Below are 16,713 nucleotides of genomic sequence, written 5' to 3' on the forward strand. Positions count from 1 at the left end.
AGACGCGGTGGGCTGGCTGGCGCCCCTTTGCACCCTGTGACGATCAGTAAGGTCGCCGGCCTGCACGGTGCGCGGGTGGAGTTGCTCGGGGGGCTTCGAACGTCGGGAAGTCGACCGTCGCCCAAGCGGTGGCGGAACGGCTGGGGTTCGGGGCCCGGTCCTGGAAGGGTCGGGGCTCTGGCCCGTCCGGGTTGCGAGCCTGACGGTCCCTCGCACGGCTGCCGTGTGGCTAACCGCGGACCCCAGGGCCGTTGCGAAGCCCCGTGATCTTGTGAGTGTGCTGGTCGGAGGTCTCGTTAGGCGACGCCCAGGAGGTCGAGCGGGCAACTGAAGGGCTCGTAGGAGGTGTGTCGGGGGCGGCGGTGATGTTGCGGTGCCCGTGCTGCCGCAGCGTGTTGATCGCCAGGTTGCGGAGGGTCGCCATGTTCTCGGCGCCGTGTCCGGTGCGGAGCTTCGAGGGGTCTTCGGCGCAGGCGGTGTCGCGGACGAAGTGCAGCCGGTTCTCGATGGTTCACTGCGATCTGGCGAGCTGGCCCAACAAGACGGCCGGACGGATGCGGCGCAGCGTATGGCGAGAACAGCACAACCGACGCCTGCCGCGTATCCCCCGCCTCCACACCCAACGCCATCACCGCGGGCGCGACCGACAGCAACGACGCCCGCGCCTCGTTCTCCAACTACGGCTCCTGCCTGGGCATATTCGCCCCGGGCACCACCATCAACTCCACCTACCACACCAGTGACACCGCCACGGACGCGCGGTGACGGTCATACCCGAGTACTGGCTAGCGGGCCTGGGCGGCAGAGATGAGACCAGCCAGGGAGGTGCGGGTTTCCGTCAGCGCTGAGATCCGGTCGTCCAGCCCTTGGAGGTGTTCCTGGAGGGTCTCCAGCTTGCATTGGGCGACCGTGCCGTCTTGGCGAACGCACGGGAGCAGGTCGCGGATGACCCTGGTCGGCAGGCCGGCGTCCAGCAGTGCGCGAATGCGGCGGACCACGGTGGGGGCGCTGTCGTCGTAGCGGCGGTGGCCGCTGTCGAGGCGGTGGGACTTCAGGAGGTCCTGTTCCTCGTAGTAACGGAGCAGTCGGACCGCCGTGTCCGTCGCGGCGGCGAGCTCGCCGATCTTCATGTGGTGCTCCTCACAACCCCTTGAATCTCACATTGATGTGAGATCTTAACGTGAAGGTCATGACGAACAGCGCGGACCGCCCGATCGCCCTCTACGGTTTCCTTCGCCCCAGGCCAGAACGCGCGGATGAGGTGCGGCGCATCCTCTCCTCGTTCGTGGAGCCCACCCGGCAAGAACCCGGCAACCTGCAGTACCACCTCCACGAGCACGAGGACGGCCGCTTCTTCCTGTACGAGGTCTGGCGTTCGCAGGAAGACCTGGACCGGCACAACGCGACGCCCCCGCTGCGCGCCTTCCTGGAAAACCTGTCGACCTTCCTGGAGGGAGCGCCGGAGGGCTACTTCGACACCATGCTCAGCCCGTACACCGAGGCCGAACCGGTTCCCGCCTGACGGGATGCCCGCGACAGGCGAAGGACCGCGAATCCGCCAAGGCGCGGAACATCTCGGAGATGTGCGCGGTGTCGCCCGGCCGGGCGTAGTCGAGGAGTGCGCGGAACTTCGGGCGCGGGAGGGGGCGGAGGCGGCTGGAGGTGCCCGGGTCCTCCTCGAAGACGACCGGATACTCGATCCCGGCCTCGGTCAGGACGAGGTCCTGCCGGGCGGTCGACTGCTGGCCGGTCGAGATGCGCTCGTAGACCAGGTTCCCCACTCGTGGGTCCTTCCGGACGGAGGATCGGACCCTGACTGTCGTCGAACCCCGTTTGGGGAACCTGTACCGGGGCTCGGTGGAGTGGAAGGGTGCCCGGCCGGACGGGGACGGACTGCTGTGCCTCGGGTGTCGTGAGTGCGTGGCCCGACAGCGATGGTCGTGAGCCGGTCGCCGAGCATGCTCCTCCGGCACAGCACATGCCGTCCGTCACGTGTCCGGGTGACCAGCCCTGTGGAGTCCAGGACACGCAGGTGCTGGGAGACTGCGCTGGGGGTGACCCTGAGACGGCGGACGAGCTCTACGGTGGGCAGCGGCTCTTCCAGAATGCTGAGCAGTCTCGCTCGGGATGAACCGAGCAGAGACACCAGGGCGGTTGCGTCGACGGTCGGCATCTCCCAACCGCCATGCGGGGAGCCCGCGCGGTATACACCCACGCCTATCGCGTCAAACACCTCAAAGAACGGTCAGGCGCCTGGCACAACGCCAGGCGCCTGACCGAATACGTCACAGCAGTAAGCGTCTTTTCAGCGACGCGGAGGGAGCCATGGACAGTTCGGCAGAACCACTCGTCGCAGCGTGTTGGTGAGGCGCCCTGACTTTAGAAGAAATGCTTGCGTCCACCGACCGCGCGACCGGTCGCACCCAGGAGCCACAGGATGACGCCCACCAGGATGAGGATGCCGCCGATCGTCGTCAGCAGCCCCATGCCGACAAGCAGACCGATGATCAGCAGAATAAGCCCAAGAATGATCATTTCAAGATCCCATCGTCAAGTCCGACTCGGACGCGTGTGCGTATGAGTTTCACAACGGCCTAAGTTGCTTCCTTGGTTGGTAGGTCCCGGCCGGCTCCGAATCCCACGACCTCGGTGCAATAGCCCTTGTGCCCGGCGATACGTTATTCACTCACCCCCTCGAAACTTCGTTCACGAAGCGGCTGCTGAACCGGGCCGAGGCAGCCCGGATCCCCGGCCAGCCCGCGACTGGCCGACCGCCGCAGGCTCATCGAGCCGATCCGGCTCAAGGCTCCCCGCATGACCGCCCGGCTACTCGACGAGGTCTTCCGCGCATCGGCGGACAGCCGGTCTGCCCCCGGGAACCGACACCCTCGACGTCGCGCACCCCGGCCGCCCCGGACAGCCACCGACGAACAGGGGGCCAAGCCCGCATCGTGCTCGACGGACGCCGTTTCAGGGGCCGACAAAGGAAAAGCGAATGCAGCGGTGCGGCCACTTCTCTCACCTCCCCGATCCCACAGGGGGAGCAGCTCAGGGTGAGCACGGACCAAGCAAGGTTGGCGCCGACCATCCGATGGCCCCTGTGACCTGATTACGAGTCAGTTAGGTCAGCAAAGGGTCAGCAAGGAAACACCACCCCAGGTCAGCGCACCCGGCCCCGCGGTTTCAAAGCCACCGGCGGCAGCGCCGGAGCGGACAGCCGACCTCCGTCGTAACCGTGCACCTCACCGAAGCGGGAGCCCTCCGCCCACGCCTGCCGGGCCTCCTCGATCTCCTCGTGGGAACGGCCGATGAAGTTCCACCACATGACGATCTCCTCCTCGAACGGCTCGCCGCCGAGCAGCATGAGGCCGGCGTCGGAGAGGGCGCGCAGGGGCAGTTCGGTGCGGCCGCAGCCGAGGTAGAGCATCGAGCCCGGCAGTACGGGGACGCCGTCGACCTCCGCCTCGCCGGACATCGACAGGACGGCGTACTCGAAGTCGGGGTCGAGGGGCAGCCGGGCCTCGGCGCCGCCGGTCAGGGCCAGGTCGGCGCCGACGATCGGGGTGTACGCGGTGCCGGGTGAGGTGGCGCCGTCGAGCTCTCCGAGGATCACGGTGGCGATGAGGCCGGGTGAGGTGACCGTGGGAAGGTCGGTGTGGTGCTGGAAGTGCGGCTCCACGTGACGGTGCGCGTCGGGCAGGGCGACCCAGAGCTGGGCGCCATGGAGGAATCGGGCGTGCGGCTTCGGGCTCTCCTCGGAGTGGCTGATCGCCTTGCCCGAGGTCATGAGGCCCAGCTCGCGGGGGCGGATCGTCTGGAGGCTGCCCACGCTGTCGCGGTGCAGGACCTCGCCGTCGTGCAGCCAGCTGACCGTCTGCAGACCCATGTGCGGGTGCGGCGGCACCTGCATCCCGGGCTCGTCGGCGATGTCGTCGGGGCCGTAGTGATCCACGAAGGCCCATGCGCCGACCATGCGGCGGCCCAGATTCGGCAGCAGCCTGCGGACCTCGGTGGATTCGCCCAACTGGACATGGCGCGGGGCGAGTAGTTCGCGTACCGGCTCGGCGACTACGAAGCCGCGCCCTCCGCAGACGGAGGGCGTGGCCTGGCGATCGAGATTGCTCATGGCGCTCAACCTAATCCCGTGGGGGCCTCGGTGCCGGTCCCCACGCCAAAATGTTAGTGGAATGTTCAACCATTATGCTGTGTTGAAGCACCTGAACGGATCGCCGCGAGGCCGCGGACCGGATCCGTCGACAGGCCGGCCGAGGAGGACCAGTGAACGACACCTACTACGAGTTCGGTACAGCAGCCGACCGCTGGGACCGGGCGCAGATGTTCTTCGACGCGAAGGAGTACCTCACCGCCGCCCGCATCCTGGGTGGCCTGGTCGAGGAGGCGCCGGAGCAGGTCGCCCCGCGACTGCTGCTCGCCCGCGCCTACTACCACTCGGCGCGCCTCGGCAAGGCCGAGGCGGAGCTGCGCGCCGTACTGGAGCGTGACCCCGTGGAGGACTACGCGCAGTTGATGCTGGGCCGCACCCTGGAGCGGCAGGGACGGCAAGCGGAGGCCGTGCCCCATCTGCGGATGGCGGCGGCACTGACCGGGGATTTCGGTCCGGACGTGCCGTGACGGCACCTAACAGGTTGTAATGGTCAGGGGGCTGCCTCTCCCAGGTGGTAACGGTCAGAGGTGGTCACCGAGACGTGGGTGGCGACGCCCGGAACTCGCCCGGTCAGGGCCCGGGCGTCGGCTCCGGGACCGCTCCATCAGGCCCGGGGCTTCGGCTCCGGGCCGCCCTGCGTGTTGGAGACACGGTCCAGCCATTCCGTCATCAGGGCCGCCTCCGCCGTACTGAGACCCGCCCCGTGGGACTGCCGCAGCAAGGCGCTCAGGGTCGCCGCGGTGGAAGGGACCGCGGCGCGGGGCGGCGCCTTGTCCACCGAGTCGCCGTCCGCCGGGTCGGGTGTCAGCACGGCAGCGTGTACCGCGTCACGGACCCGCCGCGATGCCGTGGGGTCGGAGAAGGTCGACGGGCGGGCTACCAGCATGAGCGCCACGCCCACGTTGGCCGACATGATCATCTGGGCCGCCAGTTCGGGCGCGACCAGCAGCCTTCCCCGTTCCGCCGCCCGTTCCAGGTCCCGGGTGAGAATCCGGTGCGATTCGAGCGCCGAGGCCGGCGGCGTGCGCATCGCGGGCGAGTTCATCAGCCGGTACAGATTCGGGTTGCGCAGGGCGAAGTCCACATGGCTGTCCCAGCCGTTACGGAGATCCTCCACCGGGTCCGTGGACTCGCCGCGCTCCCGCTTGGTCGCCAGATACGCGTCGAAGCCGTGGTCGACGACGGCCGACAGCAGACCTTCCTTGTCCCCGAAGTGCCGGTACAGGGCGGGGGCCCCCACCTGCGCGGCCTCACACACGGCACGCGTGGAGACATCGCCGTCCGGGGACTCCGCGACCAGCTCGGCCGCCACCTCGAGAATGCGCGCTCGTGTACTCATCGGACGGACGCTATCAAGTGGTGCCCTGCGCAGTTCAGACGCCCGCACGGGGGGTCAGCAGGTCGTCGAGTCCGATGCGGGTCAGGAACTCCGCACGCACGCGGTCGGCGACGGCACTGACCGCCTCGCTGCCGTCGTCCGCAGGGTCGACATGGACCCGGAAGGGCCGCTTGCCGTGTTCGGTGTCGACAACCTCCACGATGGCATCGGCGACCTGGGACACATCGGCGTCGGCAGGAGCGAGGTCGGCCAGCCGCCCGGATATCTGGTCCATCAGCCCCGCGTACCGCTCCTCGTACGCCGCGAGCACCGTCGGGTCGGACGGATGGCCACCGGTGACGAAATGATCCGTGCCCGAGGTGAAGGAGCCCGGGACGACGATGGTGGTCTCTATACCGAAGCGCGACAGCTCGGCGGCGTAGGAGACGGCGAGAGCGTCCATGGCGGACTTGGCCGCGAAGTACGGTGCGAGGTAGGGCGGGGTGCCGCCCTTGGTGGAGGTGGAACCTATCCACACGACCAGCCCGTGCCGCCGGGCTCTCAGGTGCGGCAGTGCGGCTCGGTTGACCCGCTGGGTGCCGAGCACATTGGTGTCGTAAACAGCGGCCAGCTCTTCGGGAGTGAACGCCTCGGTGGGGCCGGTGACCATATGGCCGGCGTTGTGAATGACCACGTCGAGACGTCCGGCCTCGGCGAGAACGGCGGCGACCGCGGAGTCGGCGGAGTCCTGGGACAGCACATCCAGCTCGACGGTGCGCAGGTCGACTCCGTGCTCGGTCGCGTACGCCGCGGCCTCTGCGACGCGTCCGGCATTGCGGGTGGTGGTGTTCCTCATCGCCGCGTAAACGGTGTGGCCGGCTCGGGCCAGGGCACGCGCGGCGAGGGCGCCGAAACCCGAACCCGCACCTGTGATCACGATGACCTTGTTCATGGCAGTACCGGTATCCCCTGTCGGTGGCGTGACTGATGGGTTGAGGGTGGATCGCCTCAGACGATGCCGCCGTTGGCGCGCACGACCTGGCCGTTGACCCAGCGGGCAGGGCCCGCCAGGAAGGAGATGACTTCCGCGATGTCCTGCGGCGTGCCCAAGCGCTCCAGCGGTGCCTGCGCCGCCATCCGCGCCACGGTCTCCTCGTCCTTGCCGTCGAGGAACAGGGCGGTCGCGGTCGGGCCGGGCGCGACCGCGTTGACAGTGATGTCCCGGCCTCGCAGCTCACGGGCCAGGATCAGCGTCATGGCCTCGACGGCACCCTTCGTGGCCGCGTAGGCGCTGTAGCCCGGCAGGGACAGCGACAGCACGGAGCTGGAGAAGTTGATGATCGCTCCGCCCTCGCGCAGACGGCGGGCAGCCTGCTGATCGACGACGAAAGTGCCACGGATGTTGGTGCGGTGCATCCGGTCCAGGGCGTCCAGGTCCGTGTCGACCAGAGGTGCCAGCGTCATCACGCCCGCGGCGTGGACGACGACGTCGACTCCCCCGAACGCCGCATCGGCCGCATCGAAGAGGGCGGCGACAGCGACCTCGTCGGCCACATCGGCCCGGTGCGCGAGCGCCTCGCCGCCCGCGGCGACGATGGCGGCGACCGCGGCCTCCGCCTCGGTGCGATTGCCCGCGTAGTTCACGACGACGGCGAAGCCGTCTGCCGCGAGCCGTTCGGCACTCGCGCGGCCGATGCCGCGCGAACCCCCCGTGACGATGGCGACCCGGCGGGCGGGGGTGTTCTGCTCAGTCATGACGACGCTCCCTCGCGATGGAGGGGCCGGCTTCCTGCGCCAGCCCATGAAGCAACGCTAACACCAGACACGTAGCATCGCTACCCCATCGCGATAGCGATGTTACTCGTCAGCGCTACCCCTCCCCTGCCGGGCATATTCGGATGCGCCCCGCCCTTGCGCCGTGATACTTCCCCACTCATGGATGACCTTGTGACAACGCGCCTCGCGCTCCACCTGATGAGCCCCGTCGAAGCAGCAGAAATAGCGGAGAGCGAGCCAGGGGCCAATCCCCGGTGGGCCCCCGGATACCCCTCCGTCGGCGACAGGTCCGGAGCTCGGCGCTACCTCGGCACCTGCGAGACGGCCGGAGACCCCCGGCCGTTCGGCTCCTTCGAGATCAGGCTGCGCGAGGACGGGCAGGTGATCGGCGGCCTGGGATTTCACGGCGTACCCGACGAGAACGGTCAGGTGACCATCGGCTACGGCCTGGCCCCCGGCGCCCGCGGAAAGGGGTACGCCTCCGAGGCGCTTCGCGCCCTGCTGGAGTTCGCCCGCTCGCAAGGCGTCGCTTCCGTCAAGGGCGACGCCGACCTCGACAACATCGGCTCGCACCGCGTCATGACAGCGGCCGGGATGCGGCTCGTCGGGGTGGACGACCAGCTGCACCACTACCTGGTCGACTGGACCGGAAGGGACGCACAGCAAGACGCATAGCAAGCCTCATGAACGGGCGGCGGTCCCGCGCCACAACCACGCAACCCGCCGGGCAGCGCCCGGCGGGTTGCGTGGTTGATCGGTATGGATCAGTCAGGGCCGCGTGGGACCGGCGGGCCGGTCACCTGCCACCGTTCAGTTCACCGCCCCCGCTGCCCGGGACACCGCTCCGGTGCCCGTGCGCGAGCTGTCCGCTGTCGGCTCCAGCAGGCGTTCGGTCAGATATCCGAAGACGAGACCGAAGGCCGCCCACAGCGTCGCCTGGATGGCGAGAGTGGACAGCCGGAACTGCCAGAGCAGAGTGGCCGGGAAGTCCTTGCCGACCTCGTTGAACGAGGGCAGGAAGGCATAGGCCAGCCCGATGAGCAGGACGAAGCCGCCCAACGCGGCGATCGACGCGTTCCAGTTGCCCAGGCGGGGTGCGAGCCGCTTGCCGAGGATGACGGCGGCGACGGCCAGCAGCACGCTCAGCGCGACCATCAGGAAGAACAGGGCGGTGCGCTGTCCGATGGTGCCCGGGTCACCGACGGCCGGCGGATTTGCCGGATACTTCAGGAACGGTACGACGTACACCGTCAGCAGCGCCGCGCCGGCGACGAAGGCGGCTGTGGCCCGGGGGCCGAAGTCGCCGATGCGGCCGAGCGCGTAACAGAAGACGAGTGCGGCGATGCCGCCGACCGCCACGCCGAACACCAGGATGCCGGTGGCGAGTCCCCCGGTGGCCTGCATGGTGCGGCTGACGAGTTCCTCGCCGCCGCCGTGGTCGTGATGATGGGCTGCTTCCAGCGCGATGGCTGCGTCCACTTGGGACTCACCGAGGAAGTAGGCGACGACGAGGGCGAGCGCGCCCGCGACGAGACCAGCCAGCATCCCGCGGACGAGCACAGCCCTGACAGATATGGAGTTCACGAGAATGTCCCCTGCGTATCGGATCTCAGTGGCAGGGGAAACCGAGCAGGTGCCGGCCGTCGTGGACCCACTCGTGGACGCCTTCGCCGGCAATGACCGAGATGGCACCCTGCTCGGCGCCGACGAAGTACAGCAGGACGAGCATGAGGATGCCGAAGAACGCCGCCCAAGGTGCAAGGGCCTTCAGCGAGATGGGGGTGATGGCGGGTGCGCCGGTGGCAGTGGCAGCAGACTGTGCCATGACAGAACCTCCTGTGGGAACACGCGTCCCGATCGTGGTGCCTGAGACGACGGTGCCGGGTCTGACTTCCCGTATCAGATACGAGTTCACAGTGGCGCGACCGTGCCGGATTTTCACCGGCTTCCGTCACACCGTCGTCATGGTCGTCGTGACCCTATCGCCTGTGGCTGGGCACCGCCATGGTGCAATCGGCCTGACGGCGGACCCCGAACGCGCCATGTGTCGCGCGTCGGAACGGACATGGTGCGGAAAGTGGAGTGCGAATTGACGGTACGAGTGATGTTGATCTCGCCTGCGATGAATGCCGCGCTGCGCGAGGCCCGGTTCGAGGGTGACGCGCCCCTCGACGAGGCCGGCACACGTCGCGCCCGTGCCGCCGCGGGCAGCGTGCCGGGCGCGGACCTCTACGTGAGTGGGGGCTCCGAACGCTGCCTGCGGACCGCCGAGGCGCTCGGCCTTCGTCCCGCTCCCGAACCCTCCCTCAGTGACTGGGACATGGGGCGCTGGCGCGGGGAACGACTGTCCGACGTGAGCGCCGGTGAACCCGAGGCCGTCACGGCCTGGCTGACCGACCCGTCCGCCGCTCCGCACGGCGGCGAGTCGCTGTCGGACCTGTCCATCCGGGTCGGCGGCTGGCTCGACGGCCTGGCGGCGGACAGCGGCCGGGTGCTCGCCGTCGCCGAAGCCTCAGTCGTGCGCGCCGCGATCGTCCATGGAATCGGCCTGCCCCCGGAGGCGTTCTGGCGCCTCGACGTGCCGCCTTTGACCCTCACAGAGCTCAGCGGCCGTAACGGCCGCTGGAATCTGAGGTGCGGTCAGGCACTGTGAGTACGGACGCCGTTGAGCGCCGCACACGCCGAAGGAGCATCAGACGGGCAGGGTGACCGCCGTGGCCGTGATGCCGTCGTGAACCAGCCATCTCCCTGTGAGCACCCGTGGAATTCCGGGCGCGGTCCGCAACAGTGTCGCGGTGAGGGTGCCTTCTGTGGCGCTCGCAGAGGTGCGGTGGAAGGTGATGTCCGCTTCGTCGAAGTCGAGTTCGGTGCGGGTGAGCGGGAACCACGTCTTGAACACGCTCTCCTTGGCACTGAACAGCAGCCGGTCCCAGTGAACCGCCCGCACCCGGTCCGGGTCGGTGCCGGACCCCTGTCCCGCCACGTCGAGCCGCGCCGGGAGCCGTTCCCGCTCCGAGGGGCGTGAGACGATCTCCCAAATGCCGGACGGCAGTGGCGCGTTGGGTTCGGCGTCGACCCCTAGTCCGCGGAGATCCTCCGCTCTCGCCAGCGCTGCCGCGCGGTAGCCGTCGCAGTGCGTCATGCTGCCGACGAATCCGGTGGGCCACAGCGGCATCCCCCGGTGACCGCGCAGCACGGGAGTCGGCGGCAGGCCGAGAGCAGCCATCGCCGTACGGGCGCAGGCGCGGGCCGCGGCGAACTCGTGCCGCCGTTTCGCCACGCTCGTGGCCACCAGTGCCTCTTCCTCCGGGAAGAGGGTTCCGGCGGGGGCGTTCTCCTCACAGGTCGCGGCGCTGGCCACGTACGGAGGGAGGAGCCGGTCGATCACGACGTCTCCTTCTGCCCGGTGCGGGCCGTTCCGTCCGCGTCGAAGCGTGTCCCGTCAGGAGTGCCGGGCCCTTCCTCGTACGGCAGGATCTGGCGCAACAACCCTCTGGGGTGGCCCCGTTCACGCCACTCGCGGGGGTAGCCGATCGAGACTTCCTCGAAGCGCACCCCGTCGTACCAGGTCGTACGGGGAATGTGGAGATGGCCGTACACCACGGCCGTCACGTTGAACCTGCGGTGCCAGTCGGCCGTGAGCTCGGTACCGCACCACTGGGCGAACTCCGGATACCACATGACCGATGTGGGTTCCCGCACCAGCGGCCAGTGCCCGGCGAGTACGAGAGGGACGTCCGGGTCGTGTGCGGCCAGCCGCTGTTCGGTCCGCGTGACACGGGCCCGGCACCAGTCGTCGCGGGTCGGGTACGGATCGGGGTGCAGCACGAACTCGTCGGTGCACACGATGCCCGCTTCGTGCGCGCGGGCCAACGACTCCTCCTTGGTCGTCGTCCCCGGGACACGGAAGGTGTAGTCGTACAGGACGAAGACGGGCGCGATCGCCACCGGCCCGTCCGGGCCCGGCCAGCGGGGGAAGGGGTCCTCGGGTGTGGACACACCGAGCGTGCGGCAGATCTCGACGAGGTGGTCGTAGCGGGCCCGGCCCCGGAGCGCTACGGCGTCCCTGTCGGTCGTCCACAGTTCATGGTTGCCCGGGGTCCATACGACGTGGGCGAACCGCCCCGCGAGCAGTTCGAGTGCCCACGCCACGTCCTTCACCTGCTCGGCCACGTCACCTGCGACGATGAGCCAGTCCGAGTCGGACGTCGGGTGCAGAGACTCGACGATCGGCCGGTTGTCGGCGATTCCGACATGCAGATCGCTCACGGCAAGCAGCCGCCCCGCTCCCCGCGCGGAGTGCCGGGTGCCGTCCGGGGTGAGCTCGCTCGCAGGACTCATGGACGCGCTTCCCGATCTGTCGGCCGATGCGTGACTCCGTTCCGCAGGTACGGAGTTCGTTCGAATTCACCGTCTCACGGGTGGGTGTCAGCGTGCTTGCGATCTTCCGTGTTCGCCGTGTTGGCGGGCGGCCGGTCGTGAGTCGCGGGTGGCGGCTTCGGGTGACTTGCGGACGACTCGGCACGCGGAGCCCGCGGGGTGGCCGAGTATCGACGTAGGGTCGCGTTCATGGTGCATGTACTGAGCAGCCGGGTGTTGCTTCGACCGCGTGACCCAGAGGCCTCACGGGACTTCTACGGAGAAGCTCTCGGCCTGGCCGTGTACCGGGAATTCGGCACCGGGCCGGAGCGCGGGACGGTCTACTTCCTCGGTGGCGGCTTCCTTGAGGTGTCCGGACGGTCGCACGACCTGCCGACCGCGACCCTCCGTCTCTGGATGCAGGTCGCCGACTGCGAGGCCGCGCACGAGGAACTGGCGAGCCGCGGAGTGCACGTGCTGCGAGCGCCGCTGCGCGAACCCTGGGGCCTGATCGAGATGTGGATCGCCGATCCCGACGGCCACCGCATCGTGCTGACCGAGGTGCCCGCCGATCACCCTCTGCGGTACCGCCCCTGACACCGGTCGGTGCGCGCACCGGCCGGGCTGATCACCGGAGCTGACGCACGGGGGACCTGCGCAGCTCATACGTACCGGGTGACCTGCGCAGCTCATACGAGGATGGCGTAGACGAGGAAGAAGGCCGCCACCACCACCGCGACGAGGAGGATGGCGATCAGCGGCCCCTTCGCCCATCCCCTGGGTGGTTCGTTCCACGGCCCCGCCTCCGACGTACTGCTTTCGGCCGGGGGCGTGTCACCGGTGGGGACGCCCCCACCGGGCTCCAGGCCGGGCGTATTGCGCGGATCCGGGTCGGGATTTCCAGTGCTCATACCTTCCCACGTACCCATTTATACAGAGATGCACCGAATTCACCCCATCTTCCTTGGGTGATGGCGACCGCCATGCATCGATGAGGGGTTTCTTTTTGAACATGGAAATCATTGCCATATAGTGTCGCCGTGGCTCGCACCGAACTCCGCCCGGTCATCAAGCTCCGCTCCACCGCCGGCACCGGCTACACCTACGTCACCCGCAAGAACCGGCGGAACAATCCCGACCGGCTCGTCCTGCGCAAGTTCGACCCGCTCGTCCGCCGACACGTGGACTTCCGCGAAGAACGCTGATCCCTCCCCACCTCGACCCCCGCGTCCCGGCCCCCATCCCGATCCCGACCCAAGGACACCGCCATGAAGCCCGGAATCCACCCCTCGTACGGCCCCGTCGTCTTCCGCGACAAGGCCGCAGACTTCGCCTTCCTCACCCGCTCGACTCTCACCAGCGAGCGCACGGTCACATGGGAGGACGGCAACACCTACCCGGTCGTCGACGTGGAGATCTCCTCCGCGAGCCACCCCTTCTACACCGGCACCGCCCGGGTCCTGGACACCGCCGGCCGCGTGGAGCGCTTCGAGCGCCGCTACGGCAGCCGCGAGGGCCGGTGATGGGGCACAACCAGAAGCTGCCCGTCGTCATCGTCGGCGGACTGCACTCCGATGCCCGTCGCGAGGTGGTGGAGGGACTGCTCAGGGGTGTTCCTCACAGCGTCGCGCTGCACCACGATCTGACGACAGCGGGCGAGGGAACCGTGCGCCGGACCGTCCGCGACCTGTCGGGCGAACAGTCCGGCGGCGAGGTGCCCCTCGTCAACGACTGCGCCTGCTGCGCGCTGCGTGAGGACGTGATCCCGGAACTGGAACGGCTCGCGGCCGGCGGACTCACCGCGCTCGCCGTCCTCGAACTCTGGGACTCCGTCGAGCCGAAGGCCATGGCCGAGGTGATCGCCGTCCACGCGGAAGGGTGGGCCGAGGTGACGAGTGTGGTCACCGCAGTCGACCCCGCGCTCGTCCTGCCCTGTCTCGCCAACGGCGACGATCTCGCGGAGGCCGGGCTGGCCGCGGCGGCAAACGATCAGCGCACCGTCGGGGACACCTGGGCCCGCCAGTTGGAGTACGCGTCCGTCATCGCCCTCGTCGACAGCGGAGAAGCCGACGACGAGGACCGTGCGTTGATCGGACAACTGCATCCCACGGCCCGGCAGGCGGCAGCGGGATCGGACGCCCTGACGGCGCTCGCCCTGGCCGGGTTCGACGTGGAGGCAGCCGGTGCCGCCCAGCACCCCGCCTGCGCGCTGCTCCCGCAGGACGCGGACGAGGCAGGGGTGAGCACCCTCGTGTGGCGCAGGCACCGTCCCTTCCACCCCGAGCGCCTGTACGCGGCGCTGGAGGACCTGAGCTGTGCGGCAGCGCGCAGCAGGGGCCGCTTCTGGCTCGCCGACCGGCCCGACACCCTGCTGTCCTGGGACGCCGCCGGCGGCGCACTCTGCGTCGAGAACACCGGCCCCTGGCTCGCCTCGCTGCCGGACGCCGCCTGGGACATGGTGCCGCCCTTCCGGCAAGCGGCCGCCGCACTCGACTGGCACCCCGCGCACGGCGACTGTTGCCAGCACCTGGTCTTCGTCTCCCCCGGGCTCGACCGCGACGGCCTCACGGCGTTGCTGGACTCCTGTCTGCTCACCGACGACGAGTACGAGGCCGGACGCGAGGCGTGGAAGAGCCTGCCCCGCGCCTTCGACTCTCTCCTCGACCCGGTCCGCTGACCGCACGCCATTCCGAACCGCCCCCATGACTTCTGAGGAGAACCGATGCCACGCCGACCCGTCCCCCACAAGCCCCTGAAGGCCCGCCCGAACCCGCTCGACGCCGCCAAGATCACGTACATCGACTACAAGGACACCGACCTGCTGCGGAGGTTCATCTCCGACCGAGGCAAGATCCGCAGTCGCCGGGTCACGCGGATCAGTGCACAACAGCAGCGTCGGATCGCCGTCGCGATCAAGAACGCACGGGAGATGGCCCTTCTGCCGTAGAACTCCCCACGGGGTGAGAAATCCTCACAGGCCGCTCCGGAGCGGAGCGCAGGAAGGCCTGGCGGGTCCCGCGTTCGGGTCCGCGGCGTGGTGGAGGCTGCGCGGGCCGTGGCTACCGCTGCTCGGCGACGTGCTCGTCGGGGTTCTGTCGGCGCCGCGGCCCCTGGAGCACAGGCAGGCGCGTTCCCACCAGCGGACCCGGCCGGGCGCCGACGCGCGTCACCCCTGGCTGCTAAGGACCGGTGGCCCAAGGCCGGGCACGCGCACCTCGCCCGTCGGCTCGGCAAGGGCTTGCCATTACCTCATGTTTGCGTAAACATATGCTCGTGAGCGCCGACTGGCCGCGTTCCCCTTTCAGCCAGGAGCAGCAACCCATGTCCGTTCTGCAGATAGACAACGCCGGATTCTTGCTCGACGGCCAACCCTTCCGGATCCTCTCCGGTGGGCTGCACTACTTCCGGGTCCATCCCGAGCAGTGGGCGGACCGGCTGCGCAAGGCCCGGCTCATGGGTCTCAACACCGTCGAGACCTATGTCCCCTGGAATCTTCATCAGCCGCGGCCGGATCAGTTCCACATGGACGGCTCGCTGGACCTGCCACGCTTCCTCCAACTCGCCGCCGACGAGGGGCTGTACGTTCTCCTGCGCCCCGGCCCGTACATCTGCGCCGAGTGGGAAGGGGGCGGTCTGCCGTCCTGGCTGCTGGCTGAGCCCGACATCCGGCTCCGTTCGCGGGACCCCCGATTCCTCGCGGCGGTCGACGACTACTTCGCCCGCCTCCTCGCTCCCCTCCGTCCCTACCTCGCCTCGCGCGGCGGACCGGTTCTCGCCGTGCAGGTGGAGAACGAGTACGGGGCCTACGGCGACGACACCGCCTATCTGGAGCACCTGGCCGGCACGTTGCGCGGCTGCGGTGTCGACGTCCCGCTGTTCACCTGCGACCAGCCCGCCGACCTGGAGCGCGGCTCACTGCCCGGGGTCCTCGCCACCGCCAATTTCGGCAGCCGCGCCACGCAGCACCTCGCCGACCTGCGCGCGCAGCGGCCGGAGGGGCCGCTGATGACGACCGAGTTCTGGATCGGGTGGTTCGACCGCTGGGGCGGATACCACATCGTCCGGGACCCGGATCAGGCCGCGGCCGAACTCGACGAACTGCTCGCCTCCGGGGCATCGGTCAACTTCTACATGTTCCACGGCGGCACGAACTTCGGCTTCACCAACGGCGCCAATGACAAGCACACCTACCGTCCCACGGTCACGTCCTACGACTACGACGCCCCTCTCGACGAGGCCGGAGACCCCACCGAGAAGTACACCGCGTTCCGCGACGTCATCGCCAAGTACGCGCCCGTCCCCGCGGACGCCGTACCGGAACCCGCCCCCAAGCTCTCCGTACCCGGCATCGCGCTGACCGAGCGCGCCGCACTGCTCACGAACGCCGGCGCGCTCGCCCCCGCCGTCGCTTCACGGCGCCCTCTCACCATGGAGGAGATGGAGCAGGACTTCGGCTTCGTCCTCTACGAAACCGCGCTCCCCCTGAAGGGCCCCGCTCTGCTCGAACTGGAGCAGGTGCGCGACCGTGCCCAGGTGTTCGTGGGCGGGCAGCCCGTCGGCGTTCTGGAACGCGAGAACCACGAGTCCGCCCTCGCCTTCACCGTGCCCCGCGCCGGCAGCGTCCTGAGCATCCTGGTGGAGAACCAGGGACGCGTGAACTACGGCCAGGGCATCCACGACCGCAAGGGACTGCCCGGGACGGTTCTCCTGGACGGCGTTGAGCTCGCGGGCTGGACCAACCGGTCCCTGCCGATGGCGACGCTCGACGGGATTCCGTTCGCCGCCGCTACATCGTCGACGGCGACCGGGCCGACGTTCCACCGCGGTACGTTCGAACTGACGGAGACCGCCGATTCGTTCCTCCACCTGGACGGATGGATCAAGGGCAATGCGTGGATCAACGGGTTCCCTCTCGGACGCTACTGGTCACGGGGCCCGCAGCGTTCTCTCTACGTCCCCGCTCCGGTGCTGCGCGCCGGGGTGAACGAGGTCGTGGTCCTCGAACTGCACGCCTCCCCCCGTGCCGGGACCATCGACCTCCGGGATACGGCCGATCTGGGGCCCACCGACGAGTAGGTGGCCGCCGATGCGGAGG

General features: G+C 69.0%; 24 protein-coding genes and 1 riboswitch. Of the genes, 11 read left to right on the top strand and 13 right to left on the bottom strand.

The window, feature by feature from the left end:
• The first annotated feature begins 519 nt into the window (after positions 1–519).
• Positions 520–765, top strand: coding sequence for a S8 family serine peptidase (locus AC07FA_RS06875; protein ID WP_479074249.1), 246 nt, complete (start codon positions 520–522; stop codon positions 763–765).
• 20 nt (positions 766–785) lie between these two features.
• On the opposite strand, the gene AC07FA_RS06880 is transcribed toward AC07FA_RS06875, so the two are convergent.
• Positions 786–1,130 carry a MerR family transcriptional regulator gene (locus AC07FA_RS06880; protein WP_479073652.1) on the bottom strand — a complete coding sequence of 115 codons (345 nt, stop codon included), beginning with the start codon at positions 1,128–1,130 and terminating at the stop codon, positions 786–788.
• A 59-nt stretch (positions 1,131–1,189) separates the two neighbouring features.
• Between AC07FA_RS06880 and AC07FA_RS06885 the strand changes: the two genes are divergently transcribed.
• On the top strand, positions 1,190–1,522 hold the full coding sequence (locus AC07FA_RS06885) for a putative quinol monooxygenase (RefSeq protein ID WP_479073653.1): 333 nt from the start codon (positions 1,190–1,192) through the stop codon (positions 1,520–1,522).
• Here the strand turns inward: AC07FA_RS06885 and AC07FA_RS06890 are convergent.
• The 4 genes from AC07FA_RS06890 to AC07FA_RS06905 all read right to left on the bottom strand — a co-directional run bounded on the left by AC07FA_RS06890 (position 1,485) and on the right by AC07FA_RS06905 (position 4,126).
• On the bottom strand, positions 1,485–1,781 hold the full coding sequence (locus AC07FA_RS06890; RefSeq protein WP_479073654.1) for a recombinase family protein: 297 nt from the start codon (positions 1,779–1,781) through the stop codon (positions 1,485–1,487). The two genes, AC07FA_RS06885 and AC07FA_RS06890, sit on opposite strands and share 38 nt — an antisense overlap.
• Positions 1,712–2,173 carry an ArsR/SmtB family transcription factor gene (locus AC07FA_RS06895; protein WP_479073655.1) on the bottom strand — a complete coding sequence of 154 codons (462 nt, stop codon included), beginning with the start codon at positions 2,171–2,173 and terminating at the stop codon, positions 1,712–1,714. Before AC07FA_RS06895 ends, AC07FA_RS06890 begins: the two co-directional genes overlap by 70 nt.
• Before the next feature lie 206 nt (positions 2,174–2,379).
• Complete coding sequence (locus AC07FA_RS06900) at positions 2,380–2,535, bottom strand: hypothetical protein (RefSeq protein ID WP_389421102.1); 156 nt, start codon at positions 2,533–2,535, stop codon at positions 2,380–2,382.
• 625 nt (positions 2,536–3,160) lie between these two features.
• Positions 3,161–4,126, bottom strand: coding sequence for a pirin family protein (locus AC07FA_RS06905; protein ID WP_479073656.1), 966 nt, complete (start codon positions 4,124–4,126; stop codon positions 3,161–3,163).
• Between the two features lie 152 nt (positions 4,127–4,278).
• On the opposite strand from AC07FA_RS06905, the gene AC07FA_RS06910 reads away from it, so the two are divergent.
• Complete coding sequence (locus tag AC07FA_RS06910; protein ID WP_479073657.1) at positions 4,279–4,632, top strand: tetratricopeptide repeat protein; 354 nt, start codon at positions 4,279–4,281, stop codon at positions 4,630–4,632.
• 137 nt (positions 4,633–4,769) lie between these two features.
• On the opposite strand, the gene AC07FA_RS06915 is transcribed toward AC07FA_RS06910, so the two are convergent.
• Genes AC07FA_RS06915 through AC07FA_RS06925 form a run of 3 tightly spaced genes read right to left on the bottom strand, consistent with a single transcriptional unit; the run spans position 4,770 to position 7,238 of the window.
• A complete protein-coding gene (locus tag AC07FA_RS06915; protein ID WP_479073658.1) occupies positions 4,770–5,504 on the bottom strand; it encodes a TetR/AcrR family transcriptional regulator in 735 nt (244 codons plus the stop codon).
• A gap of 34 nt (positions 5,505–5,538) precedes the next feature.
• Positions 5,539–6,435 carry an SDR family oxidoreductase gene (locus AC07FA_RS06920; RefSeq protein ID WP_479073659.1) on the bottom strand — a complete coding sequence of 299 codons (897 nt, stop codon included), beginning with the start codon at positions 6,433–6,435 and terminating at the stop codon, positions 5,539–5,541.
• A 56-nt stretch (positions 6,436–6,491) separates the two neighbouring features.
• The gene (locus AC07FA_RS06925) at positions 6,492–7,238 is read right to left on the bottom strand and encodes an SDR family oxidoreductase (protein ID WP_479073660.1); all 747 of its coding nucleotides are present in this window, start codon (positions 7,236–7,238) and stop codon (positions 6,492–6,494) included.
• 180 nt (positions 7,239–7,418) lie between these two features.
• Between AC07FA_RS06925 and AC07FA_RS06930 the strand changes: the two genes are divergently transcribed.
• Positions 7,419–7,934, top strand: coding sequence for a GNAT family N-acetyltransferase (locus tag AC07FA_RS06930; RefSeq protein WP_479073661.1), 516 nt, complete (start codon positions 7,419–7,421; stop codon positions 7,932–7,934).
• Between the two features lie 135 nt (positions 7,935–8,069).
• Here the strand turns inward: AC07FA_RS06930 and AC07FA_RS06935 are convergent, their stop codons facing one another.
• Together AC07FA_RS06935 and AC07FA_RS06940 are read right to left on the bottom strand one after the other, a co-directional pair.
• A complete protein-coding gene (locus tag AC07FA_RS06935) occupies positions 8,070–8,843 on the bottom strand; it encodes a CbtA family protein (RefSeq protein ID WP_479073662.1) in 774 nt (257 codons plus the stop codon).
• Positions 8,844–8,868: 25 nt separating this feature from the next.
• Positions 8,869–9,084: a CbtB domain-containing protein gene (locus tag AC07FA_RS06940; protein ID WP_479073663.1), complete on the bottom strand. Its 216-nt coding sequence runs from the start codon at positions 9,082–9,084 to the stop codon at positions 8,869–8,871.
• Between the two features lie 3 nt (positions 9,085–9,087).
• Positions 9,088–9,236: riboswitch (adenosylcobalamin (AdoCbl) riboswitch) on the bottom strand.
• Positions 9,237–9,348: 112 nt separating this feature from the next.
• On the opposite strand from AC07FA_RS06940, the gene AC07FA_RS06945 reads away from it, so the two are divergent.
• On the top strand, positions 9,349–9,912 hold the full coding sequence (locus tag AC07FA_RS06945) for a histidine phosphatase family protein (RefSeq protein ID WP_479073664.1): 564 nt from the start codon (positions 9,349–9,351) through the stop codon (positions 9,910–9,912).
• 39 nt (positions 9,913–9,951) lie between these two features.
• Here AC07FA_RS06945 and AC07FA_RS06950 read toward each other — a convergent pair whose 3' ends face one another.
• Together AC07FA_RS06950 and AC07FA_RS06955 are read right to left on the bottom strand one after the other, a co-directional pair.
• Complete coding sequence (locus tag AC07FA_RS06950; RefSeq protein WP_479073665.1) at positions 9,952–10,647, bottom strand: 4'-phosphopantetheinyl transferase family protein; 696 nt, start codon at positions 10,645–10,647, stop codon at positions 9,952–9,954.
• Positions 10,644–11,600 carry a metallophosphoesterase family protein gene (locus AC07FA_RS06955; protein WP_479073666.1) on the bottom strand — a complete coding sequence of 319 codons (957 nt, stop codon included), beginning with the start codon at positions 11,598–11,600 and terminating at the stop codon, positions 10,644–10,646. The genes AC07FA_RS06950 and AC07FA_RS06955 overlap by 4 nt, the downstream gene beginning before the upstream one ends.
• A 228-nt stretch (positions 11,601–11,828) precedes the next feature.
• Between AC07FA_RS06955 and AC07FA_RS06960 the strand changes: the two genes are divergently transcribed.
• Positions 11,829–12,215: a VOC family protein gene (locus AC07FA_RS06960; protein WP_479073667.1), complete on the top strand. Its 387-nt coding sequence runs from the start codon at positions 11,829–11,831 to the stop codon at positions 12,213–12,215.
• A 92-nt stretch (positions 12,216–12,307) separates the two neighbouring features.
• Here the strand turns inward: AC07FA_RS06960 and AC07FA_RS06965 are convergent, their stop codons facing one another.
• Positions 12,308–12,529, bottom strand: a complete 222-nt coding sequence (locus AC07FA_RS06965; RefSeq protein WP_479073668.1) for a DUF6480 family protein — start codon at positions 12,527–12,529, stop codon at positions 12,308–12,310.
• A gap of 129 nt (positions 12,530–12,658) precedes the next feature.
• Here AC07FA_RS06965 and rpmG point away from each other — a divergent pair, with 129 nt between their 5' ends.
• The 5 genes from rpmG to AC07FA_RS06990 all read left to right on the top strand — a co-directional run bounded on the left by rpmG (position 12,659) and on the right by AC07FA_RS06990 (position 16,694).
• Positions 12,659–12,823 (top strand): 50S ribosomal protein L33, encoded by a 165-nt coding sequence (gene rpmG / locus AC07FA_RS06970; RefSeq protein ID WP_479073669.1) that lies wholly within the window; start codon positions 12,659–12,661, stop codon positions 12,821–12,823.
• Positions 12,824–12,886: 63 nt separating this feature from the next.
• Complete coding sequence (locus AC07FA_RS06975; protein WP_479073670.1) at positions 12,887–13,141, top strand: type B 50S ribosomal protein L31; 255 nt, start codon at positions 12,887–12,889, stop codon at positions 13,139–13,141.
• Positions 13,141–14,295, top strand: a complete 1,155-nt coding sequence (locus tag AC07FA_RS06980; protein ID WP_479073671.1) for a CobW family GTP-binding protein — start codon at positions 13,141–13,143, stop codon at positions 14,293–14,295. Before AC07FA_RS06975 ends, AC07FA_RS06980 begins: the two co-directional genes overlap by 1 nt.
• A gap of 45 nt (positions 14,296–14,340) precedes the next feature.
• Positions 14,341–14,565: a 30S ribosomal protein S18 gene (gene rpsR, locus AC07FA_RS06985; protein ID WP_479073672.1), complete on the top strand. Its 225-nt coding sequence runs from the start codon at positions 14,341–14,343 to the stop codon at positions 14,563–14,565.
• Positions 14,566–14,939: 374 nt separating this feature from the next.
• Positions 14,940–16,694 carry a glycoside hydrolase family 35 protein gene (locus tag AC07FA_RS06990; protein ID WP_479073673.1) on the top strand — a complete coding sequence of 585 codons (1,755 nt, stop codon included), beginning with the start codon at positions 14,940–14,942 and terminating at the stop codon, positions 16,692–16,694.
• Positions 16,695–16,713 lie beyond the last annotated feature (19 nt).

The organism is Streptomyces sp. NPDC045968 (genome assembly GCF_056430475.1).

Bases quoted from the DNA above. Each gene is read 5' to 3' on its own strand.
- AC07FA_RS06990 (WP_479073673.1), top strand. From the start codon at position 14,940: ATGTCCGTTCTGCAGATAGACAACGCCGGATTCTTGCTCGACGGCCAA.
- AC07FA_RS06880 (WP_479073652.1), bottom strand. From the start codon at position 1,130: ATGAAGATCGGCGAGCTCGCCGCCGCGACGGACACGGCGGTCCGACTG.
- AC07FA_RS06930 (WP_479073661.1), top strand. From the start codon at position 7,419: ATGGATGACCTTGTGACAACGCGCCTCGCGCTCCACCTGATGAGCCCC.
- AC07FA_RS06905 (WP_479073656.1), bottom strand. From the start codon at position 4,126: ATGAGCAATCTCGATCGCCAGGCCACGCCCTCCGTCTGCGGAGGGCGC.
- AC07FA_RS06940 (WP_479073663.1), bottom strand. From the start codon at position 9,084: ATGGCACAGTCTGCTGCCACTGCCACCGGCGCACCCGCCATCACCCCC.
- AC07FA_RS06980 (WP_479073671.1), top strand. From the start codon at position 13,141: ATGGGGCACAACCAGAAGCTGCCCGTCGTCATCGTCGGCGGACTGCAC.
- AC07FA_RS06960 (WP_479073667.1), top strand. From the start codon at position 11,829: ATGGTGCATGTACTGAGCAGCCGGGTGTTGCTTCGACCGCGTGACCCA.
- AC07FA_RS06915 (WP_479073658.1), bottom strand. From the start codon at position 5,504: ATGAGTACACGAGCGCGCATTCTCGAGGTGGCGGCCGAGCTGGTCGCG.
- AC07FA_RS06885 (WP_479073653.1), top strand. From the start codon at position 1,190: ATGACGAACAGCGCGGACCGCCCGATCGCCCTCTACGGTTTCCTTCGC.
- AC07FA_RS06900 (WP_389421102.1), bottom strand. From the start codon at position 2,535: ATGATCATTCTTGGGCTTATTCTGCTGATCATCGGTCTGCTTGTCGGC.
- AC07FA_RS06895 (WP_479073655.1), bottom strand. From the start codon at position 2,173: ATGCCGACCGTCGACGCAACCGCCCTGGTGTCTCTGCTCGGTTCATCC.
- AC07FA_RS06965 (WP_479073668.1), bottom strand. From the start codon at position 12,529: ATGAGCACTGGAAATCCCGACCCGGATCCGCGCAATACGCCCGGCCTG.
- AC07FA_RS06925 (WP_479073660.1), bottom strand. From the start codon at position 7,238: ATGACTGAGCAGAACACCCCCGCCCGCCGGGTCGCCATCGTCACGGGG.
- AC07FA_RS06975 (WP_479073670.1), top strand. From the start codon at position 12,887: ATGAAGCCCGGAATCCACCCCTCGTACGGCCCCGTCGTCTTCCGCGAC.
- rpsR (WP_479073672.1), top strand. From the start codon at position 14,341: ATGCCACGCCGACCCGTCCCCCACAAGCCCCTGAAGGCCCGCCCGAAC.
- AC07FA_RS06920 (WP_479073659.1), bottom strand. From the start codon at position 6,435: ATGAACAAGGTCATCGTGATCACAGGTGCGGGTTCGGGTTTCGGCGCC.
- AC07FA_RS06955 (WP_479073666.1), bottom strand. From the start codon at position 11,600: ATGAGTCCTGCGAGCGAGCTCACCCCGGACGGCACCCGGCACTCCGCG.